Source organism: Rossellomorea sp. GAMAL-10_SWC, assembly GCF_049568075.1.
In the GTDB taxonomy this organism is placed as follows: Bacteria; Bacillota; Bacilli; order Bacillales; family Bacillaceae_G; genus Gottfriedia.
The window spans coordinates 1,098,439-1,117,980 of record NZ_CP144911.1 but is presented as its reverse complement, the minus strand read 5'-3'; the positions used below and the strand labels follow the sequence as shown (position 1 = coordinate 1,117,980).

Here is a 19,542-nt window from a genome sequence, read left to right as displayed (position 1 = left end):
AAAGCTATATGTAACCATACAAACGAACAATTTCAAAAAAAGCACTTTGCAAGATAAGAATCCGCTCCCACTTAAAACGAGCTAATTGACAAACAATATGTCACTAAGCCCGTTTTATAAGCAAGTAAGTCGCGGATTCTTTAAACAAAATACATGAAATTACACGATTAAATTAAACAGAGCTTCTTATAAGAAAAATCTTTTAATATCGTTCCAAGTTACGATGATCATTAATAACATTAAAAGCGCAAAACCAATAAAGTGAACGACACCTTCTTTTTGGCGATCTATTGGTCGACCTCTTAATGCTTCTATTGCAAAAAATGTTAGTCTTCCTCCATCAAGAGCTGGTAATGGTAGTAAATTCATAATACCAAGGTTGATACTTAAAAATGCTGCCCATTTCATTAAGTAGAAAATACCTGATTGTGCAGCTTGATCTGTAACCTGATAAATACCAACTGGACCAGAAAGATTATTGATTGAGAATTGACCAGATACTAAATGACCAACTGCTAATACTATTTCTTTTGTCCATCCAATTGTTTCAGTTATACCATATTTAACCGAAGAAAAAACATTTTTTTCAACAGGTGCATATACACCGATTAAACCATTAACTTTATGATCGATTTCTTCTGATTTTGGAGTGATTGGAATCGAAATAACTTTGCTATCTCTTTTCACTTTAAATAATAATTCTTTACTTGGACTTTCTCTAACAATTTTTACTACTTCTACCCATTTTGAAACATCTTTATTATCAATAGATAAAACAATGTCACCTTCTTTTAGGCCAGCAGTTTGTGCTGGACCTTTTGGAAGTAATTCACCAATTTTAGCATCATTTACTGGAGTTCCTTGAAGTAATCCTAATAAGATAAAGATGACCAAAGCTAATACAAAATTCATCATTGGGCCTGCAAAAATGGCAATCGCTCTTTTTCCTACAGATTTACTATTAAATTGTCGGTTATACGGAGCAATCTGGTGACCTTGCCCTTCACTATAAATGAACGCTTTTTCATTTACAGTGAATTTTGATATGCCTTCAGTTCCTTCTTCAATACCAATGATTTCTAACTTATGCTCTATATCTATTGAATCAACTTCAACAAAACGAAGATCTTGGAAACGCTCAAACTGATCAACTACAATTTTAGTAACTTCTCCTACCGTGTTAAATTGTAAACCGATATGTGATCCAGGCTTTACTTGTACCATTTCTGGATCTTCCCCAGCGTAACGAACATAACCACCAAGAGGTAATAATCTTATTGTGTATGTAGTTTCATTTCGATAAAATGAGAAAACCTTTGGACCAAATCCAATCGCAAATTCTCTACATAAAATACCAGCACGTTTTGCAAAATATAGATGTCCTAGTTCATGAAAAAATACAAGTGCGCCAAAAATTACAACAAACGCTATAACTGTATTCATCTAATTACCACCCTTACTTTATTAGTGATGAAACGAATTGTCTTGTTTGTTCATCAATGTTACGAATTTCTTCTAACGAAGGTTTACTAATTACATTGTGTTTTTCAAGAGCGTTTTCTATTAAATTCTCAATTTGTAAGAATGATATTTTATTCTGTAGAAAAGCAGCTACCGCTTCCTCATTTGCTGCATTTAATACTGTAGGTAAACTACCGCCAACTTTTCCAGCTTGATAAGCATAATCCAAACATTTAAACCTGTTAAAGTCCATCTCTTGGAAATGAAGTGTCCCAAATTTAATTAAATCTAATGGCTTATGATTATTAATTGGTTTTCTTGAAGGATAGTTAAGTGCATAGGCAATCGGTACTCTCATATCAGGTGTTCCTAATTGTGCCATTACACTTCCGTCATCGAATTCAATCATAGAGTGAATAACACTTTCTCTATGAAGTACTACATCAATTTTTTCATATGGCATATTAAATAGCCAATGTGCTTCAATCACTTCTAATCCTTTATTCATCATTGTAGCTGAATCAATTGTAATCTTTGCACCCATTGACCAATTTGGATGGTTTAGCGCATCTTCAATTGTAACATCCTTTAATTGATTTCTTGTTTTATCTCTAAAGCTACCACCTGAAGCTGTGATGATTAATTTATGTATTTCATTAGGGTTTTCACCATTTAAACATTGATAGATTGCTGAATGCTCACTATCTACCGGTAAAATGGAGACACCATATTTTTCTGCTTCAGCCATTACAATATGACCTGCTGTTACTAATGTCTCTTTATTCGCAAGTGCGATTGTTTTACCATTTTGGATTGCTTTCATAGTTGGAATTAAACCTACACTTCCAACAACAGCGTTAACAAGTATTGTACTTTCTTCGTGGACGGCAACTTCGATGAGACCTTCATCACCATATAAAACTTTGGTTTTCGAAGGGATCCCTAAGCTCGTCAGTTTTTCAACTTCTTTTTTACCAGCAACTGAAACTAGTTTTGGTTTAAATTCTAAAATAATCTTATATAATTCATCAATATTTCTCCCAGCTGAACACGCGACTAATTCAAAATCATTTGATTGATTTCTAATAATATCGAGTGTTTGTATACCGATTGAACCAGTTGCTCCAAGTAAGCTGATTTTCTTCATTTTCATATGTCTCCTTAAATACAAAAACTAATACTATAACGTAAATAGTAAATAGACGATCGGTAATGTGAAAATGATACTATCAAATCTGTCTAAAATCCCACCATGACCAGGTAATAAATTTCCTGAGTCTTTAACACCGTAGTATCTTTTATATGCAGATTGTACGAGATCACCTAATTGACCAAAAATCGAAACAAGAACAGCTACTAGTACTAAATATAGTATTGAATGATTTAAAGTTAACATAATCGATAAAATTACTGCAACTACTACAGCACAAATAATTCCACCTATCGAACCTTCAATCGTTTTATTGGGACTAATATCAGGCCAAAGTTTAGTTTTACCTGTAGCTTTCCCAATAAAATATGCACCTGAATCAGTTGCCCAAATTACGAATAATGGGAAGAAGAAGTATGAAATTCCCATATTTCTCATCTCGTACATATAATGAAATCCGAATCCTACATATAAACTGCTTAATACTACAAAAGAAGCATCTTCAAAAGTAAATGTATTCTTTGTAATTACCGTATATGATAAAAGTAATAGGATTAGTACAATTGAAATTTCTGTTTTACCGATTTCTATAGGAAAAAGCCTATTTGATAAATCATTTGGTGTAATTGCTACCCAAGTTAAGATTAATCCAAGTACAGTTTGTGCACTAAATAAATTAAACTTTTTCATTCTAATCAATTCAAAATAACCGATTGTGCCAAGTGCAAATACAAGTAACCCAAACGGCCATCTACCAAATATTACTAATCCTAAAAATAATGCTCCAGCTATAACTCCTGTTATAATACGCTGTTTCAAGTTCGTTCACCGCTTTCTTAAATACCACCATATCTTCTTGCTCGATTTTGATATTCTTTAACCGCATCTATTAAACACTCTTCGGTAAAATCGGGCCATAATACATCTGTAAAATATAGTTCAGAATAAGCAATTTGCCAAAGCATAAAATTACTAATCCTTAATTCACCACTTGTTCTAATTAACAAATCTGGATCTTTAAAATCACTAGTCATTAAATAACGATTAAACAAGTCTTCATTAATTTCTTCTTTATTTATTTTATTATCCAATACATCTGAAGAAATCTTTTTAACAGCAGAAATAATTTCGTCTCTAGAACCATAATTTAGGGCAAAATTTAATACCATACCCGTATTATTTTTAGTTTCCTCTACTGCTCTTAATACTGCTTCTGTAGTATAGCTTGGTAATTGCTCTTTATTTCCAGTTAATCTTACCTGCACATTTTCTTCAATTAATTCAGGTAAAAATGTCCCCAGAAATTCTTGTGGTAACTTCATTAAGAATTCTACTTCAGTTTTAGGTCTTTTCCAATTCTCAGTTGAAAAAGCATATAAAGTTAAAGTCTTTACACCTAATTTACTAGCAGTTCTTGCAATTTTCCGAACTACTTTCATTCCCTCATAGTGTCCCTTAACCCTTGGTAGATTCCTCTTTTGTGCCCATCTACCATTACCATCCATTATTATTGCAACATGCTCAGGAATTACTCCGTCGACCCCATTTAATTGCGAACTTGGAGGTACATTTTTCTCTTCTTTATTTCTTTTAAAAAAAGAAATTAATTTAAACATCTTTAATCCTCCGTTTAAGTATATCTAATTAAAGCATTGAGTAAAAAAACCCCCTTAAACAGAGGGTCTTTTTACTCAAAGCGCTTAGTTTATTTAATTATAATGCAATAATGAAATTATGTAATAGCATAATGTGAAAAATTCATTATTTTTCTAAGCGCTAGTAAGATATACCTTGCAATGCAGTATTAAACTTCCATTATCTCTTTTTCTTTATCTTTTGTGATTCCATCGATTTTTTCGATGTGTGAATCTGTTTGTTTTTGAATGTCTTCTACAAGACCACGTAATTCATCTTCAGTAATTTCACCATTTTTTTCTGCTTTTTTAAGATCATCATTTGCATCACGGCGGATGTTACGTACAGCAACTTTAGCGTCTTCAGCAGATTTTTTAACTACTTTTACTAAATCGCGACGACGCTCTTCTGTTAATGGTGGGAAACTAATTCTGATTACAGTTCCATCATTTGAAGGGTTTAAGCCTAAGTCAGCTTTTTGAATCGCTTTATCCATATCATTAATGACTGTTTTATCGTAAGGAGTAATTAATAATAATCTTGCTTCTGGTACTGAAATATTTGCCATTTGGTTGATTGGTGTTGGAGCACCATAATATTCAACTAAAACTTTATCTAAAATAGCTGGGTTCGCACGACCAGCACGTACTGTTGCTAATTCTCTAGAGAAAGCAGAAACAGCTTTTGTCATTTTTTCTTTTGCTAAAGAAATGATTTGATTAGACATTTTTATTTCCCCTTTACTATTGTTCCAATATTTTCGCCAAGTACGGCACGTTTAATATTACCTTCTTCCATAATTGAGAATACAATTAATGGAATATCATTGTCCATACATAAAGAAGATGCAGTTGAATCCATTACACCTAAACCTTCTTTTAATACGTCTAAATATGTAAGAGTTTCGTATTTTACAGCAGTTTTATCGATTGATGGGTCAGCGGTATATACTCCGTCTACATTATTTTTTGCCATTAAAATAACATCTGCTTCAATTTCAGCAGCACGTAATGCAGCAGTAGTATCAGTTGAGAAATAAGGATTTCCTGTACCAGCAGCAAAAATTACAACACGTTTTTTCTCTAAATGACGAATTGCTTTACGACGGATATATGGTTCTGCAACTTGACGCATTTCAATTGATGATTGTACACGAGATTGTACACCAAGTGTTTCAAGACTATCTTGAAGTGCTAATGAGTTCATTACAGTACCTAACATGCCCATGTAGTCAGCTGTAGCTCGGTCCATCCCCATTTCGCTACCTGTTTTACCACGCCAAATATTACCAGCACCTACTACTACTGCAACTTCAACATCTAGTTCTGCAATTTCTTTAACTTGTTCAGCAATTGATTTAATAACTGATGGATTAATTCCAAATCCTTGCCCACCAGCTAGTGCCTCACCACTAAGTTTTAATACTACGCGATTATACTTTGCTTTACTCATAATACCCTCCATTTACGTACATCTATGTATTTACATTTCTTTAAAAAATAGGGAACACATAGTGTCCCCTATTTTCATTCAAAGTAACAATTAGTTACCTTTAACTTGATTCATTACTTCTTCAGCAAAGTTATCTTCACGTTTTTCTAAGCCTTCTCCAACTTCATAACGAACGAAAGATTTAACAGTTCCGTTAGCAGCTTTTACGAATTGACCTACTTTAACGTCTGGGTTTTTAACGAAAGATTGATCTAATAAGCAGATTTCTTCGAAGTATTTACCAATACGTCCTTCTACCATTTTAGCAACGATGTTTTCAGGTTTACCTTCATTTAATGCTTGTTGAGTTAAAATTCCACGCTCATGCTCAACTTCTTCTTGAGAAACAGCATCACGAGAGATATATTTAGGGTTGATTGCAGCGATGTGCATAGATACGTCTTTAGCAACATCTTCTTTAGTTGTTCCTTCTACTACTGAAAGAACACCGATACGGCCGCCACTGTGTAAGTAAGCACCAAATGCATCAGCATCAGTTTTAGAAACTAATTCAAAACGACGTAAAGAGATTTTTTCTCCGATTTTAGCAATTGCATGGTTGATGTATGTTTCAACAGTTTCACCAGTTTCCATTGTTTGTGCTAAAGCTTCTTCAACAGTTGCAGGTTTGTTAGCAACGATATGTTTAGCAAGAACAGAACCTAATTCTTTGAAACCTTCGTTTTTAGCAACGAAATCAGTTTCAGAGTTTACTTCGATTAATACTGCATCGTTTCCAGCTACTTCAACGAAAGTTAAACCTTCAGCAGCGATACGGTCACCTTTTTTAGCAGCTTTAGCGATCCCTTTTTCACGAAGGTAGTCGATTGCTTTGTCCATGTTACCTTCAGTTTCAGTTAATGCTTTTTTGCAATCCATCATACCAGCGCCAGTTTTTTCACGTAATTCTTTTACCATTTGTGCAGTAATTGCCATAATATTTCATCTCCTATATGTAAGCTTATTTTATTCAATCGTTTTATAAGGTAAACAACTTTCGATTATTTTAACCTTTAAAAAAGGTGATAAAAGGCTAAAACCTCTTATCACCTTTCAATTTCTCATTAAGCAGTTGTTTCTTCGCCTTGTTTCGCTTCAAGAATCGCATCTGCCATTTTTGATGTAAGAAGTTTTACAGCTCTAATAGCATCGTCGTTTGCTGGGATAACGTGATCGATTTCATCTGGATCACAGTTAGTGTCAACAATACCGATGATAGGAATGTTTAACTTACGAGCTTCAGCAACAGCGATACGCTCTTTACGAGGATCAACTACGAATAATGCATCAGGAAGTTGCTTCATGTCTTTGATTCCGCCTAAGAATTTTTCAAGACGTTCTAATTCTTTTTTAAGTTGAATAACTTCTTTCTTAGGTAACACTTCAAAAGTGCCATCTTCTTGCATTCTTTCGATATCTTTTAAACGTTTAACACGTTTTTGGATTGTTTGGAAGTTTGTTAACGTTCCACCTAACCAACGTTGGTTAATGAAGTACATACCAGAACGGATTGCTTCATCTTTAATAGCTTCTTGAGCTTGTTTTTTAGTACCAACGAAAAGGATGTTTCCACCTTCAGCAGCGATACCTTTCATTACGTTGTAACACTCTTCAACCTTTTTAACTGTTTTTTGTAGGTCGATGATGTAGATACCGTTACGCTCAGTGAAGATGTAACGTTTCATTTTTGGGTTCCAACGGCGTGTTTGGTGACCGAAGTGAACACCAGCTTCTAATAATTGCTTCATAGAAATTACTGACATTTTATTTCCTCCTAATGGTTCTTTTTCCTCCGCTCACGTCTTCTTCTCCTATCACTCCCAAACTGGGTAGCACCAATAAGAAAATCGGCAAGCGTGTGTATTAACACCATGGACTACTATAGCATATACAACATTAATTATCAAGAGAAAACGAGAAATTATTGTCGAAGTTTCAACAATCGTTGTTTTTCCTTTTCTCTATATAAATCCTTCTACCATTTTCATCCATAGTAAGTCTATTTTTTAGCACATCGAACTTCTATTATTCGAATTTGGTCTTTTCTTCCATACTAAATGATCAACACATAATGCATTAAAATAAGTATTTAAATTAAGAATTCACCTGTCCAAATAACTGAATCTTTATCAGTATTGGGAATTTTTGTTAATTTATTCAACTTAATCGTATTCTTCTATAAAATTGTTAAAAAAGAAAATGTCAATAAAGTAAGGAATGTGAGGCTGATTCCCACTATTCAAATATAAATAATCTTAAAAATCATTTATACTAATTATTTCTAATAGAATTGCCATTTAAACTTCTAAATGAATTCAATGTAGAGTTTACAAAGCTCCTATATATTACTTTTACTTAAAAGATTCCTTAATTTAAAAATAGAATTAGCATGGATCTGAGAAACCCTAGAAATCGATAAATTAATAATTGTTCCAATTTCAGTAAATGTTAATTCTTCATGATAATACAAACTTATAACTAGCTGCTCTTTCTCATTTAATTCAGTTACAATCGTCTTGGCAAGTAGCCTTATTTGTTCATCCTTCAGTAGCATTTCTTCTGGTGTTAATGTCTCATGATCTTTTATTGTATGAATAAAATTAACTTGTCCAACTCCAGCATCTTTGATTTGTTCATCTACAGACAACATATTAGAGAAAAACACATCATTTATGACATTAACAACTTCCATCGAAGAATAACCAGTATACAGTGCTATTTCTTCAGGTGTAGCTTTTCGTTCAAGAGCAGGTTCTAACTTTTCAATTGCACATTCGATTTTTTTTGCTTTATCTCTAATTGATCTAGGTAACCAGTCTTCTTTACGAAGACCATCCAATATATTACCACTTATTCTAATTGAAGCATATGTTTCAAATTTCAAATCTCTTTTCGGGTCAAATTTCTCTAGTGCGTCATATAAGCCCATCATCGCTAAGCTGTGTAAATCATCTCTGCTGACACTTGAAGGTAATCTTTGAGCTATACGATTTACTTGATAGTGAACTAGTGGCATATAAATCTGCATTAACGCATCTCCGGCATCTAAATCACGATCTTCAATCCACATTTTCCAATAACTTTGTGAAACATTTTTTTGAACTTGCAACACGTCTTTCACCTCAGCGAATTACCATATTATGTTTAATACTTGATTGACAATTTATTTTTAAAAAGTGATTTGGGTAAATATGTAATATCATGTCGATTTCCCAAGGAGTCGAGTGAATTCATCAAAAGGAGATTAAAATATATCTAGAATCAAGTCATCAAATTCTTCTTCTTTTATTCCTATTTAGCCTTTCAATTCCCCTATTATTAAACGGCTAAATAGGAATAAATATGAATCTATTAATTTCATTCAATACTCGGTACGAATCAATCCATTCCATTTCGCCTTATATAAGCACCACGTATTGTATAATTTTATATACTAGGTCTCAAAATGCTTTTTCAAAGTAAGTTTTGATAAAACTCAGTTGTTCACTTTTCTACCCTTTTAAAAATTATATTATTAAAACTCTTTAATGTATTCACTCATTCTTTAAAATAATGTGAAACTTTATTTAGCACAATAAAAAATATTATTTTTTTCATTTTTTTAAAATAATTGTACATATATTCAAGAATTCTATTTTTAATAATAGATTAATCTTTAGGATGACTTGATTTTCGTTATACTTAATAAAGAACATATTTAAAGAGTACAAATTTTTTTATTTTATACTATTAAAAAAGTAGTTTTTTGAATAATTGTTGTTTAGTAATTACTGTTTATGACAAAAATTTATTAAAAGCTAACGAGGTAGTCTAAAAATAGGGTTAAGACTAATTCAAGTAGGCTAGATCTAGAAACTTTCCCTACTTGTTTGATATTGTAGTTCTTAATCTTCGTCTTAAGGAGAGTATGTATCTGGAGTGGAAATAACTGACATATACTAAAAAACAACAATATATTTGAAAGTAGCCAACAATATAAAACTAAAAAACATCATTACAATTCAATTATCTTATTCCCTCTCAAAAATAATTTTTATATTTTATCACTATAATCAAGTAAATATTTTTTAATCATACCATAATTTCCAATTCGTCTATATCTCATTTATACAAAAAAGGAAAATAGTCTCTATTTAACAAAAATTTTTATTCTGATATAAAAATTTTTAAAATTCTAATCATTTTTAATTTAATACAGACAAAAAAACCTTTTCCCAATTATTAATTGAGAAAAGGTTTAAACTAAAATATTATCTTTTGCCTTCTTTGAAAAGTGACCTTATTAATTAGTTAGATTTTAATTTCTCTAACTCTAATAAGAATTTGTCATTTAGTACTTTAATATAAGTACCTTTCATTCCTAGTGATCTTGACTCGATAACACCAGCACTTTCTAATTTACGTAGTGCATTTACGATAACAGATCTTGTAATTCCTACACGGTCAGCAATTTTACTTGCTACTAATAAACCTTCATAGCCATTTAATTCTTCAAAAATATGTTCGATTGCTTCTAATTCACTATAAGAAAGAGATGAAATAGCCATTTGTACAACAGCTTTACTTCTAGCTTCTTCTTCAATTTCTTCTGCTTTTTCACGTAGAATTTCCATACCTACTACTGTTGCGCCATATTCAGCTAAGATTAAATCATCATTTTCAAAATCATGATTAATTCGAGCTAGAACAAGAGTACCTAATCGCTCACCGCCACCGATAATTGGTACAATAGTTGTTAAACCGCCAGAAAATAAATCTTTATTTTCAACTGGGAATGCAGTGTGCTCACTGTTGATGTCTATATTTGATGATGTTTCATTAATATTAAATAGGTTTTGTGTATATTCTTCAGGGAATTGGCGATCACTGAACATTTTTTGCATACGCTCATTTTCGATTTTTTGGTGAAGACCGTAACCTAATAATTTCCCTTTACGACTTAAAATAAATACATTTGATTCAATAACTTCTTCTAATGTATCTGCCATTTCTTTAAAGTTTACTGGCTTCCCTGCAGATTGTTGTAATAACTTATTAATCTTTCTTGTTTTTTCTAATAATTGCATCTTTCTAAATGCCTCCTATTTAATTGTACGTTTCCTTTGAACTTCTAGCAATCTCATGGCTGAATTCAAAATTGTTCTTTAGCTAAATCATAAAATGAATTGGCTTATATCTTTATCTTTTGCAATATTTGCGAGCTTTTCATTTACATATTGTGGTGTAATCATAATTGTTCCCATTTGAATTTCAGAAGCCTCAAACGATAGGTCTTCAAGAAGCTTTTCCATAATAGTATGCAATCTTCTTGCGCCTATGTTGTCAGTAGTCTGATTAACTTCAAATGCTATTTCTGCTATTCTACGTATAGCATCGTCAGAAAATTCGATTTGTATACCTTCTGTAGACAATAAAGCTTTATATTGTTTAATAATTGAAAAATCAGGCTCAACTAAAATACCCACAAAATCTTCAACAGATAATTTCCCTAATTCTACACGAATCGGGAAGCGACCTTGTAATTCAGGTATTAAATCTGATGGTTTGGAAATATGAAATGCACCAGCTGCAATAAATAGAATATGATCCGTTTTAACCGGTCCATATTTTGTCACAACCGTACTTCCCTCAACGATTGGTAAGATATCTCTTTGTACGCCCTCTCTCGAAACATCTTGAGTAGAGTTTTGCTTACTTGCAATCTTATCAATCTCATCAATGAAAATAATCCCTAGTTGCTCAGCTCTATAAACTGCTTCTTGAGTTACTTCATCCATATCGATTAATTTCTGAGCTTCTTCATTCGTTAAAATCTTTCGAGCTTCTTTAACAGTAAGCTTTCTTTTTTTAGTTTTCTTTGGAAATAGACTACCTAATGACTCCTGGAAGTTCATTCCCATTTGTTCCATTCCAGTTCCTTGCATAAAATCTAGCATCGGAGCTTGTTGTTGCTCTACTTCAACATACACAAGTTCTTCTTCTAGTTTTCCAGATAATAGTTGAAATTCTATATTTCTTCTTTTAGATGTTAATTCTGTATCATTCTCATCTTGCTCAGCATTCGAGTTTTGTGAATCTTGATTAAAAAGCATCTCAAGTGGGTTTTTAAATGAAGCTTGTTTTTTCATACTTGGTGCTAGAAGTTTTACTAATCTTTGATTCGCATTTTTTTCAGCTTGATCTTTCACCTTATTCATACGCTCTTCTTTTACAATTCGAATAGAAGTTTGGACTAAATCGCGAACCATTGATTCTACATCTCTTCCTACGTAACCAACTTCTGTAAATTTAGTAGCTTCGACTTTAATGAATGGCGCGCCAACTAGTTTTGCCATCCTTCTAGCAATTTCAGTTTTACCAACACCTGTTGGACCAATCATTAAAATATTTTTTGGTGAAATTTCATCACGGAATGACTCTTCAAGTAAACTTCTACGATATCGATTTCTGAGTGCAATTGCTACTGCTTTTTTCGCTTGTTGCTGTCCAACAATATATTGATCAAGTTTTTCAACAATTTGACGAGGCGTGAAAGAAGTACTCATAATACACTCTCCTATTCTAATTCTTCTAAAATTATATTTCCGTTCGTATACACACAAATATCACTTGCAGTTTTTAAACTAGCATATGCAATTTGTTTTGCTGAAAGATTTTCCCCTGCGTTTTCCTTTAGCGCACGGCCTGCTGCAAGGGCGTAATTCCCTCCAGAACCGATCGCAAGAATTCCATCGTCAGGCTCAATTACTTCACCGGTACCAGAAATTAATAATAATGAATTATGATCCATTACGATTAGCAATGCTTCAAGTTTATGTAATACTCGATCTGTTCTCCATTTTTTTGCTAATTCAACAGCAGCTCGTTGAATATTACCATTATATTCAACTAACTTGCCCTCAAAAAGTTCGAATAAAGTAAATGCATCTGCAACAGACCCTGCAAAACCAGCTAAAACTTTTCCATTAAAAAGCTTTCTAACTTTTCTTGCAGTATGCTTCATTACTACTGCATTTCCAAAAGTTACTTGGCCATCACCAGCCATGGCACTTTTGCCATCGTGTCTGATTGCGAAAATCGTTGTAGCATGAAAATTGGACATGTGAATCCTCCTTAGAAACGTCGATTAATTTCTAAAATTGAGCGAATTTATGCTCTAGGATGATGTAAATTGTATACTTTTTGTAATCTTTCCTTCGTTACATGTGTATAGATTTGAGTAGATGATAAATTCTCATGTCCAAGTAATTCTTGAACACTACGAATATCAGCACCGTTATCAAGCATATGCGTAGCAAAGGTGTGCCTTAACATATGTGGATAGATTTTATTAGTCAACGAAGTATCTTTGATCATTTTTTCTAATATACCACGGACACCTCTTGCCGTTAGTTTTGTACCACGGTGATTCAAAAAAAGATCGTCATTCATTTGCTTGTTAGCTACTATCAGTCTATTTCGGCCATCTTCTATATATGTATGAAGAGCTTTTTCTGCATAACTGCCAAAGGGAATATACCGCTGTTTATTCCCTTTGCCAGTTACTAAAATAGTCCCAATTTGAAAATCTATGTCTTTTAATTTCAAATTACAGCATTCGCTTACTCGGATTCCGGTAGCATATAGCAATTCTAAAATAGCTTGATTTCTTTGTCCAAGTTCCGTATCTAGATCGCTAATCTTAAATAGTTTTTCAAGTTCTTCCTTGTATAAAAATCTTGGTATCATAGTTTCTTTTTTAGGAAGTGACGCTAATACAAAAGGATTCTCTTTTGCTTCATTTTCTCTCATAAGAAAACGATAGAAACTTCTTAAACAAGAAATATGCTTTGAGACTGTACGTCTTGATAGCTGTTTGTCATGCAAAGTTGTTAAATAGAGACGAACATCAGAATAATTAACTGAAGAAAATGAAATAATGGATTGTTGCTCCATAAAAACTAGAAATTGTTCAACAATTTTTTTATAACTATTTAATGTGTATTGTGAAGAGTTTTTCTCTAATTGTAAATACTGAATGAATAATTGACACAATATTTTAATATTCAAGGTAATTTCTCCTCACAAGCCACTACATACTAACATATTAAGTAGCTATTTGCAATTTATTTTCTTAACATTCTACAAAATTCATAATTGATTCTAATGCACGGTTTGCATATGCTTCATATCGTTCTTGTTTTCTTTTAATTTTGACTTCAAGCTTAGGGAATAGACCGAAATTAGCATTCATAGGTTGGAAGTGTTTTGCACTTGTTGTCGTTATATAATTAGCCATACTTCCAATTGCAGTTTCTGCTGGGAATACGACTAACTCTTTCTCCATTACGTATCTAGCTGCATTTATTCCTGCTACTAAACCAGATGCTGCAGATTCTACATAACCTTCCACTCCAGTCATTTGACCTGCAAAGAATAAATCTTCACGACCTTTAAAACGATATGTTGCCTCTAATAGATTCGGTGAATTTATAAACGTATTACGATGCATTACACCATATCGTACAATTTCAGCATTCTCTAGGCCAGGTATTAATTGTAAAACTTCTTTTTGAGGCCCCCATTTTAAATGCGTTTGGAATCCTACTATATTATATAAAGTTCCAGCACTGTCATCCTGACGTAGTTGGACAACTGCATACGGCGTCTTACCAGTCTTTGGATCCTCTAAGCCAACTGGTTTCATAGGTCCAAATAATAATGTTTGCTTTCCACGTTTAGCCATTACTTCAACTGGCATACAGCCTTCAAAGAAAATTTCTTTTTCAAACTCTTTTAAAGGAACCGTTTCTGCTGTAGTTAATGCTTCATAAAAACGATCAAATTCCTCTTCTGTCATTGGGCAGTTTAAGTAAGCTGCTTCACCTTTATCATATCTTGATTTTAAATATACTTTATTTAAATCAATACTTTCTTTTTCTACTATTGGAGCCGCTGCATCATAAAAATAGAAATAATCTTCACCTGTTAATTCTTTTAATTGTTGTGATAATTCAGGTGATGTTAAAGGTCCTGTTGCGATAACTGTTGGTCCTTCAGGAATTTTAGTCATTTCTTCGTTATGCACAGTTACATTTGGATGATTTTTTACATACTCAGTTACACGGCTAGCAAATTCATGTCTGTCTACAGCTAACGCTCCACCTGCTGGTACAGCACACTCATCAGCAGATCGAATAATAACTGAATCTAATCTTCTCATTTCCTCTTTTAATACACCTACAGCGTTCGTTAGTGTATTCGCTCTTAGTGAATTACTACAAACTAATTCAGCAAACTTATCAGTATGATGAGCAGGTGTTTGTCTAACCGGTCTCATCTCATATAAATGTACTTTAATTCCTCTTTTTGCAATTTGATAAGCAGCCTCGCTTCCTGCTAAACCTGCTCCAATTACATTAATAAATTGTTCTTTCATTGTTAACTCCTTCTACGCTGATTCAATCAAAATTACGTAATAATATTTTATAATTTTTTTCTTAAAGATTTCTTAATTAAAAGTTGATATGAAAAGTAAAAGTGAGCAAATTAATTGCTCACACTTTTATTTGGACAAAGTCTCAAGAAATATGAATTTCAGACTGATTTTTGCTGGCACTTTACAGGTGAGTATATTAATTGCTCACACTTGTTGATCCTCTTTGTAGTCACATGATACACATTGAACTTGAATACCTTTTTTCATTTTCTTTTCAACTAATAAGTTTTCACATTTCGGACAAGGTCTTGCAATTGGCTTATCCCATGATAAGAATTCACATTCTGGATAATTCGTGCATCCATAAAATATTCGATTCTTTTTCGATTTACGTTCAATTATATTCCCATCTTTACATGTAGGACATTTGACACCAATATCCTTTACAATTGCTTTTGTATTTCTGCAATCTGGAAAGTTCGAGCACGCCATGAACTTACCGTATCTGCCCATTTTAAATACCATCGGGCTTCCACATAAATCACAGTCTTCACCAGCAGGTTCATCTCTAATTTCAACTTTTTGCATTTCTTTCTCAGCTATTTCTAAGTGTTTCTCAAAACCTCTATAAAATTGATCGATGATTTGAATCCAGTTCACATTGCCGTCTTCAATTTTATCAAGGTCACCTTCCATTTGAACCGTAAACTCAATATTAATTACTTCTGGGAAAAACTCAACGACTAAATCAAATACTATTTGACCTAGTTCAGTAGGTACAAATCGTTTATTATCTAATGAAACATATCCACGTTTCTGAATCGTTTCTAAAGTTGGTACATATGTTGATGGTCGACCTATTCCTAACTCTTCAAGCGTTTTTACTAATCTAGCTTCCGTGTAACGTGGAGGTGGTTGCGTAAAATGTTGTTCAGGTAATATATCTTCTAATTTTACTTTTTCACCTTCAGCTAACGGTGGAAGGATACGGTCTTTTTCTTCTGTGCCATCATCATTACTTTCTATATACACCTTCATAAAACCAGGGAATTTAACTACTGATCCATTAGCTCTAAATATTACGTCATTATTAATTAAGTCAACTTTAACCGTATCGAGTACTGCTGATGCCATCTGACTAGCAACAAATCGTTCCCATATTAATTTATAAAGACGATATTGATCACGGCTAACATGTGCTTTAATTGTATCAGGCGAACGTAAAGTTGACGTTGGTCTAATTGCTTCGTGTGCATCTTGTACTTTATCTGATTTTTTTTCACTTTTTTTATTTGTAGCAATAAAATCTGCACCATAAGTTTCAATTATATAAGATTTTGCTTCCTCAGCCGCAACATCGGATATTCTAGTCGAATCAGTTCTCATATATGTGATTAATCCGACCTGTCCTCCACTACCTAGGGAAATACCTTCATATAATTGCTGTGCAATCATCATCGTTTTCTTTGCACGCATATTTAATTTTCTAGCTGCTTCCTGCTGAAGTAAGGAAGTAGTAAAAGCAGTTGCTGGATTACGTTTACGTTCTTTTCTTGTAACACTTTGAACTTCAAAGTGATCACCTTTAATTTGTGATAAAACATTTTTTACGTCAGTTTCAGAATTCAATTCCAATTTTTTACCATTAACTCCGTAAAAAGAAGTATCAAATGTTTCTTTCTTTGTTAAAGCTTTACTTTTAATTGTCCAATATTCTTCAGGTTGGAAGATTTCAATCTCTTTTTCTCGTTCGATGATCAGTCTAAGAGCAACCGATTGAACTCGACCAGCACTTAAGCCCTTTTTCACTTTCTTCCATAGTAATGGGCTTATGTTATACCCTACTAAACGATCTAGTACACGTCTCGCTTGCTGAGCGTCTACTAAATTCATATTAATTGGTCTAGGTTTTTTAAAAGACTCTTTAATAGCATCTTTTGTAATTTCATTAAACACTACACGACAATCCGATGATGTATCGATATTGAGTGTATTTGCAATATGCCATGCTATTGCTTCACCTTCACGATCTGGATCGGCTGCTAGATAGATTTTTTTTGCTTTTTTCGCAGCAGATCTTAAATCCTTTAAAACTGGACCTTTTCCACGGATTGTTATGTATTTCGGGTTGTAATCGTTTTCTATTTCAATCCCCATCTGACTTTTAGGTAGATCTCGAACATGTCCCATTGATGCGATTACTTTGAATTTTTTACCTAAGTACTTTTCTATTGTTTTAGCCTTTGAAGGGGACTCCACTATAACTAAATTTTCTGCCATCTTTTAAGCCTCCCGAGAGTTTCCTATTCATTACTCTCTGTATTCCTTATTTCATTCTTTTATTCTTATGTATTCTCAAATAGATTCATAATAAGAAGAGTTCAATTTATATTTTTGATTTTCCTTCATACAATTTCAAATTGTATAGTTTATTCTATACATTAGTCAAATTTTATTTAGATATAAAATAACACAAGTCGCATTAGTATTGTCAATATTTTGTAATATAAACATATTTTTTTATTTTTTAGTATATTCCTAAAATTCCTCTAAAATATCATTTGTACATGTAATTAATTTCGCTCCATCCTGAATTAATCGATGATTTCCTTTATATTCTTCCATTATAATCGGACCTGGCACTGCAAATACCTCTCTATTATATTGAATTGCAAAATTTGCAGTAATCATCGTCCCGCTCTTCTCTTTAGCCTCTAAAACGATTAAACCTTTAGATAAACCAGCTATAATTCTATTTCTTCTAGGAAAGTATCTTTTTTCTGGTCTAATATAATATGGATATTCGCTTATAACTAAATGATTTAATGATATTTCATTAAATAAATTACTGTTTTCTTTCGGATAAATATAGTCTAACCCACATCCGACAACTGCAATCGTTGTTCCGTTGTGAAAAATAGCTGAATTATGTGCGATTGAATCACATCCAGATGCCATTCCACTAACAATAACACAATTTTCTCTAATTAGACCTAATATTAATGAATCACAAATAATTTTCGCAAATGCAGTTGGTTTTCTAGCTCCAATTATACTCAACATAAATTGTTTATTAAGGATATTTTGATTACCTTTTAAATATAAAACAAACGGAGGGTCACATATTTCTCTTAACAATTCTGGATATACATCATCATAAATTGTAATAATTTTAATATTTTTTTTATAGCTTTCCTTTAAAATATCAAAAATGGACGTTGAATGAAGTTGATCATATAATTTTCCAGCGGCTTTCGAAGTCATTTGAAATGTAGTTTTAAATGTAGAAGGTGAATATCGATAGAGGTTTTCTAAATGTGGATCATAGAGAAGAATCTTCTTGATTGCTTGATAGTTTTCAAATAAAAAATGATGCAAATGAATTAGTCGAATTTTTTCCATACATCCTCCTTTTTTATAAGAAAGTAGCCTCCTATCGGAGGCTACTTGTTTTATCATTCTTATACTAAAGCTTCATGTGTCTTACATTGTTCATATAAGCCACGCTCTTTTAATGCACCAATTAAAGTTTCGCCCATTACTGCTGGAGTAAGTGCAACTTTAATGCCACAGCTTTCCATTGTAGCCATTTTCTCTTTAGCAGTACCTTTACCGCCTGCGATGATTGCACCAGCATGTCCCATACGTTTACCTTCTGGAGCTGTTTGACCGCCAATGAATCCTACTACTGGTTTCGCCATATTAGCTTGTACCCACTCAGCAGCTTCTTCTTCTGCAGTTCCGCCGATTTCACCAATCATAATAACTGCATAAGTTTCTGGATCTTCATTGAATGCTTTTAATACATCGATGAAGTTTGTTCCATTTACAGGGTCTCCACCAATACCTACAGCTGTAGATTGACCAATACCAGCTTGAGTTAATTGATGTACAGCCTCATAAGTTAATGTACCAGAACGTGATACGATTCCTACATGACCTTTTTTATGAATGTAACCAGGCATGATACCAATTTTACACTCATCTGGAGTGATTACACCAGGGCAGTTAGGACCAACTAATCTAGTCTTTTTGCCTTCCATGTACTTTTTAACTTTAACCATATCAAGTACTGGAATACCTTCTGTAATACAAATCGCGATATCTAATTCTGCATCAACTGCTTCCATGATTGCATCAGCAGCAAATGCTGGTGGTACATAGATTACAGATGCATTAGCACCAGTAGTTTCAACTGCATCTTTAACTGTATTGAATACAGGTACGCCAGCAATGTCAGTTCCACCTTTACCAGGAGTTACACCACCAACGATTTTAGTACCATACTCTAACATTTGAGTTGTATGGAATAAGCCTTGTGAACCAGTAATACCTTGTACAATGACTTTAGTATCTTTATTAATGAATACGCTCATTTTTATCCTCC

Annotated in this window: 17 protein-coding genes; all 17 read right to left on the bottom strand. The window is 32.9% G+C overall.

Features of this window, described 5'->3' with window-relative positions; genetic code table 11:
- Positions 1-186: 186 nt before the first annotated feature.
- Positions 187-1,443, bottom strand: a complete 1,257-nt coding sequence (rseP, locus tag V5E38_RS05370) for a M50 family metallopeptidase (RefSeq protein ID WP_499212457.1) — start codon at positions 1,441-1,443, stop codon at positions 187-189.
- 13 nt (positions 1,444-1,456) lie between these two features.
- Positions 1,457-2,608, bottom strand: coding sequence for a 1-deoxy-D-xylulose-5-phosphate reductoisomerase (gene dxr, locus V5E38_RS05365; protein ID WP_499212456.1), 1,152 nt, complete (start codon positions 2,606-2,608; stop codon positions 1,457-1,459).
- Positions 2,609-2,641: 33 nt separating this feature from the next.
- On the bottom strand, positions 2,642-3,430 hold the full coding sequence (locus V5E38_RS05360) for a phosphatidate cytidylyltransferase (RefSeq protein ID WP_097975478.1): 789 nt from the start codon (positions 3,428-3,430) through the stop codon (positions 2,642-2,644).
- Positions 3,431-3,447: 17 nt separating this feature from the next.
- The gene (uppS, locus tag V5E38_RS05355) at positions 3,448-4,227 is read right to left on the bottom strand and encodes an undecaprenyl pyrophosphate synthase (protein WP_097975480.1); all 780 of its coding nucleotides are present in this window, start codon (positions 4,225-4,227) and stop codon (positions 3,448-3,450) included.
- A 188-nt stretch (positions 4,228-4,415) separates the two neighbouring features.
- Entirely contained in the window at positions 4,416-4,973 is a 558-nt protein-coding gene (frr, locus tag V5E38_RS05350; RefSeq protein ID WP_097975482.1) for a ribosome recycling factor, read from the bottom strand.
- A gap of 2 nt (positions 4,974-4,975) precedes the next feature.
- A complete protein-coding gene (gene pyrH / locus V5E38_RS05345; protein WP_097975483.1) occupies positions 4,976-5,698 on the bottom strand; it encodes a UMP kinase in 723 nt (240 codons plus the stop codon).
- Between the two features lie 90 nt (positions 5,699-5,788).
- Positions 5,789-6,673, bottom strand: coding sequence for a translation elongation factor Ts (gene tsf / locus V5E38_RS05340; RefSeq protein ID WP_056470857.1), 885 nt, complete (start codon positions 6,671-6,673; stop codon positions 5,789-5,791).
- 128 nt (positions 6,674-6,801) lie between these two features.
- The gene (gene rpsB / locus V5E38_RS05335) at positions 6,802-7,500 is read right to left on the bottom strand and encodes a 30S ribosomal protein S2 (RefSeq protein ID WP_056470859.1); all 699 of its coding nucleotides are present in this window, start codon (positions 7,498-7,500) and stop codon (positions 6,802-6,804) included.
- Between the two features lie 575 nt (positions 7,501-8,075).
- Positions 8,076-8,846: a FliA/WhiG family RNA polymerase sigma factor gene (locus V5E38_RS05330; RefSeq protein WP_499212455.1), complete on the bottom strand. Its 771-nt coding sequence runs from the start codon at positions 8,844-8,846 to the stop codon at positions 8,076-8,078.
- 1,177 nt (positions 8,847-10,023) lie between these two features.
- Positions 10,024-10,803: a GTP-sensing pleiotropic transcriptional regulator CodY gene (gene codY, locus V5E38_RS05325; protein ID WP_056470865.1), complete on the bottom strand. Its 780-nt coding sequence runs from the start codon at positions 10,801-10,803 to the stop codon at positions 10,024-10,026.
- 87 nt (positions 10,804-10,890) lie between these two features.
- Positions 10,891-12,282, bottom strand: a complete 1,392-nt coding sequence (gene hslU, locus V5E38_RS05320; protein WP_499212454.1) for an ATP-dependent protease ATPase subunit HslU — start codon at positions 12,280-12,282, stop codon at positions 10,891-10,893.
- Positions 12,283-12,293: 11 nt separating this feature from the next.
- Entirely contained in the window at positions 12,294-12,839 is a 546-nt protein-coding gene (hslV, locus tag V5E38_RS05315) for an ATP-dependent protease subunit HslV (RefSeq protein WP_056470870.1), read from the bottom strand.
- 47 nt (positions 12,840-12,886) lie between these two features.
- On the bottom strand, positions 12,887-13,786 hold the full coding sequence (xerC, locus tag V5E38_RS05310; RefSeq protein ID WP_499212453.1) for a tyrosine recombinase XerC: 900 nt from the start codon (positions 13,784-13,786) through the stop codon (positions 12,887-12,889).
- Positions 13,787-13,850: 64 nt separating this feature from the next.
- The gene (trmFO, locus tag V5E38_RS05305) at positions 13,851-15,155 is read right to left on the bottom strand and encodes a methylenetetrahydrofolate--tRNA-(uracil(54)-C(5))-methyltransferase (FADH(2)-oxidizing) TrmFO (RefSeq protein WP_499212452.1); all 1,305 of its coding nucleotides are present in this window, start codon (positions 15,153-15,155) and stop codon (positions 13,851-13,853) included.
- Positions 15,156-15,359: 204 nt separating this feature from the next.
- On the bottom strand, positions 15,360-17,435 hold the full coding sequence (topA, locus tag V5E38_RS05300) for a type I DNA topoisomerase (RefSeq protein ID WP_097975489.1): 2,076 nt from the start codon (positions 17,433-17,435) through the stop codon (positions 15,360-15,362).
- A gap of 258 nt (positions 17,436-17,693) precedes the next feature.
- Entirely contained in the window at positions 17,694-18,557 is an 864-nt protein-coding gene (gene dprA, locus V5E38_RS05295) for a DNA-processing protein DprA (protein WP_499212451.1), read from the bottom strand.
- Positions 18,558-18,616: 59 nt separating this feature from the next.
- Entirely contained in the window at positions 18,617-19,531 is a 915-nt protein-coding gene (sucD, locus tag V5E38_RS05290) for a succinate--CoA ligase subunit alpha (RefSeq protein WP_097975492.1), read from the bottom strand.
- Positions 19,532-19,542 lie beyond the last annotated feature (11 nt).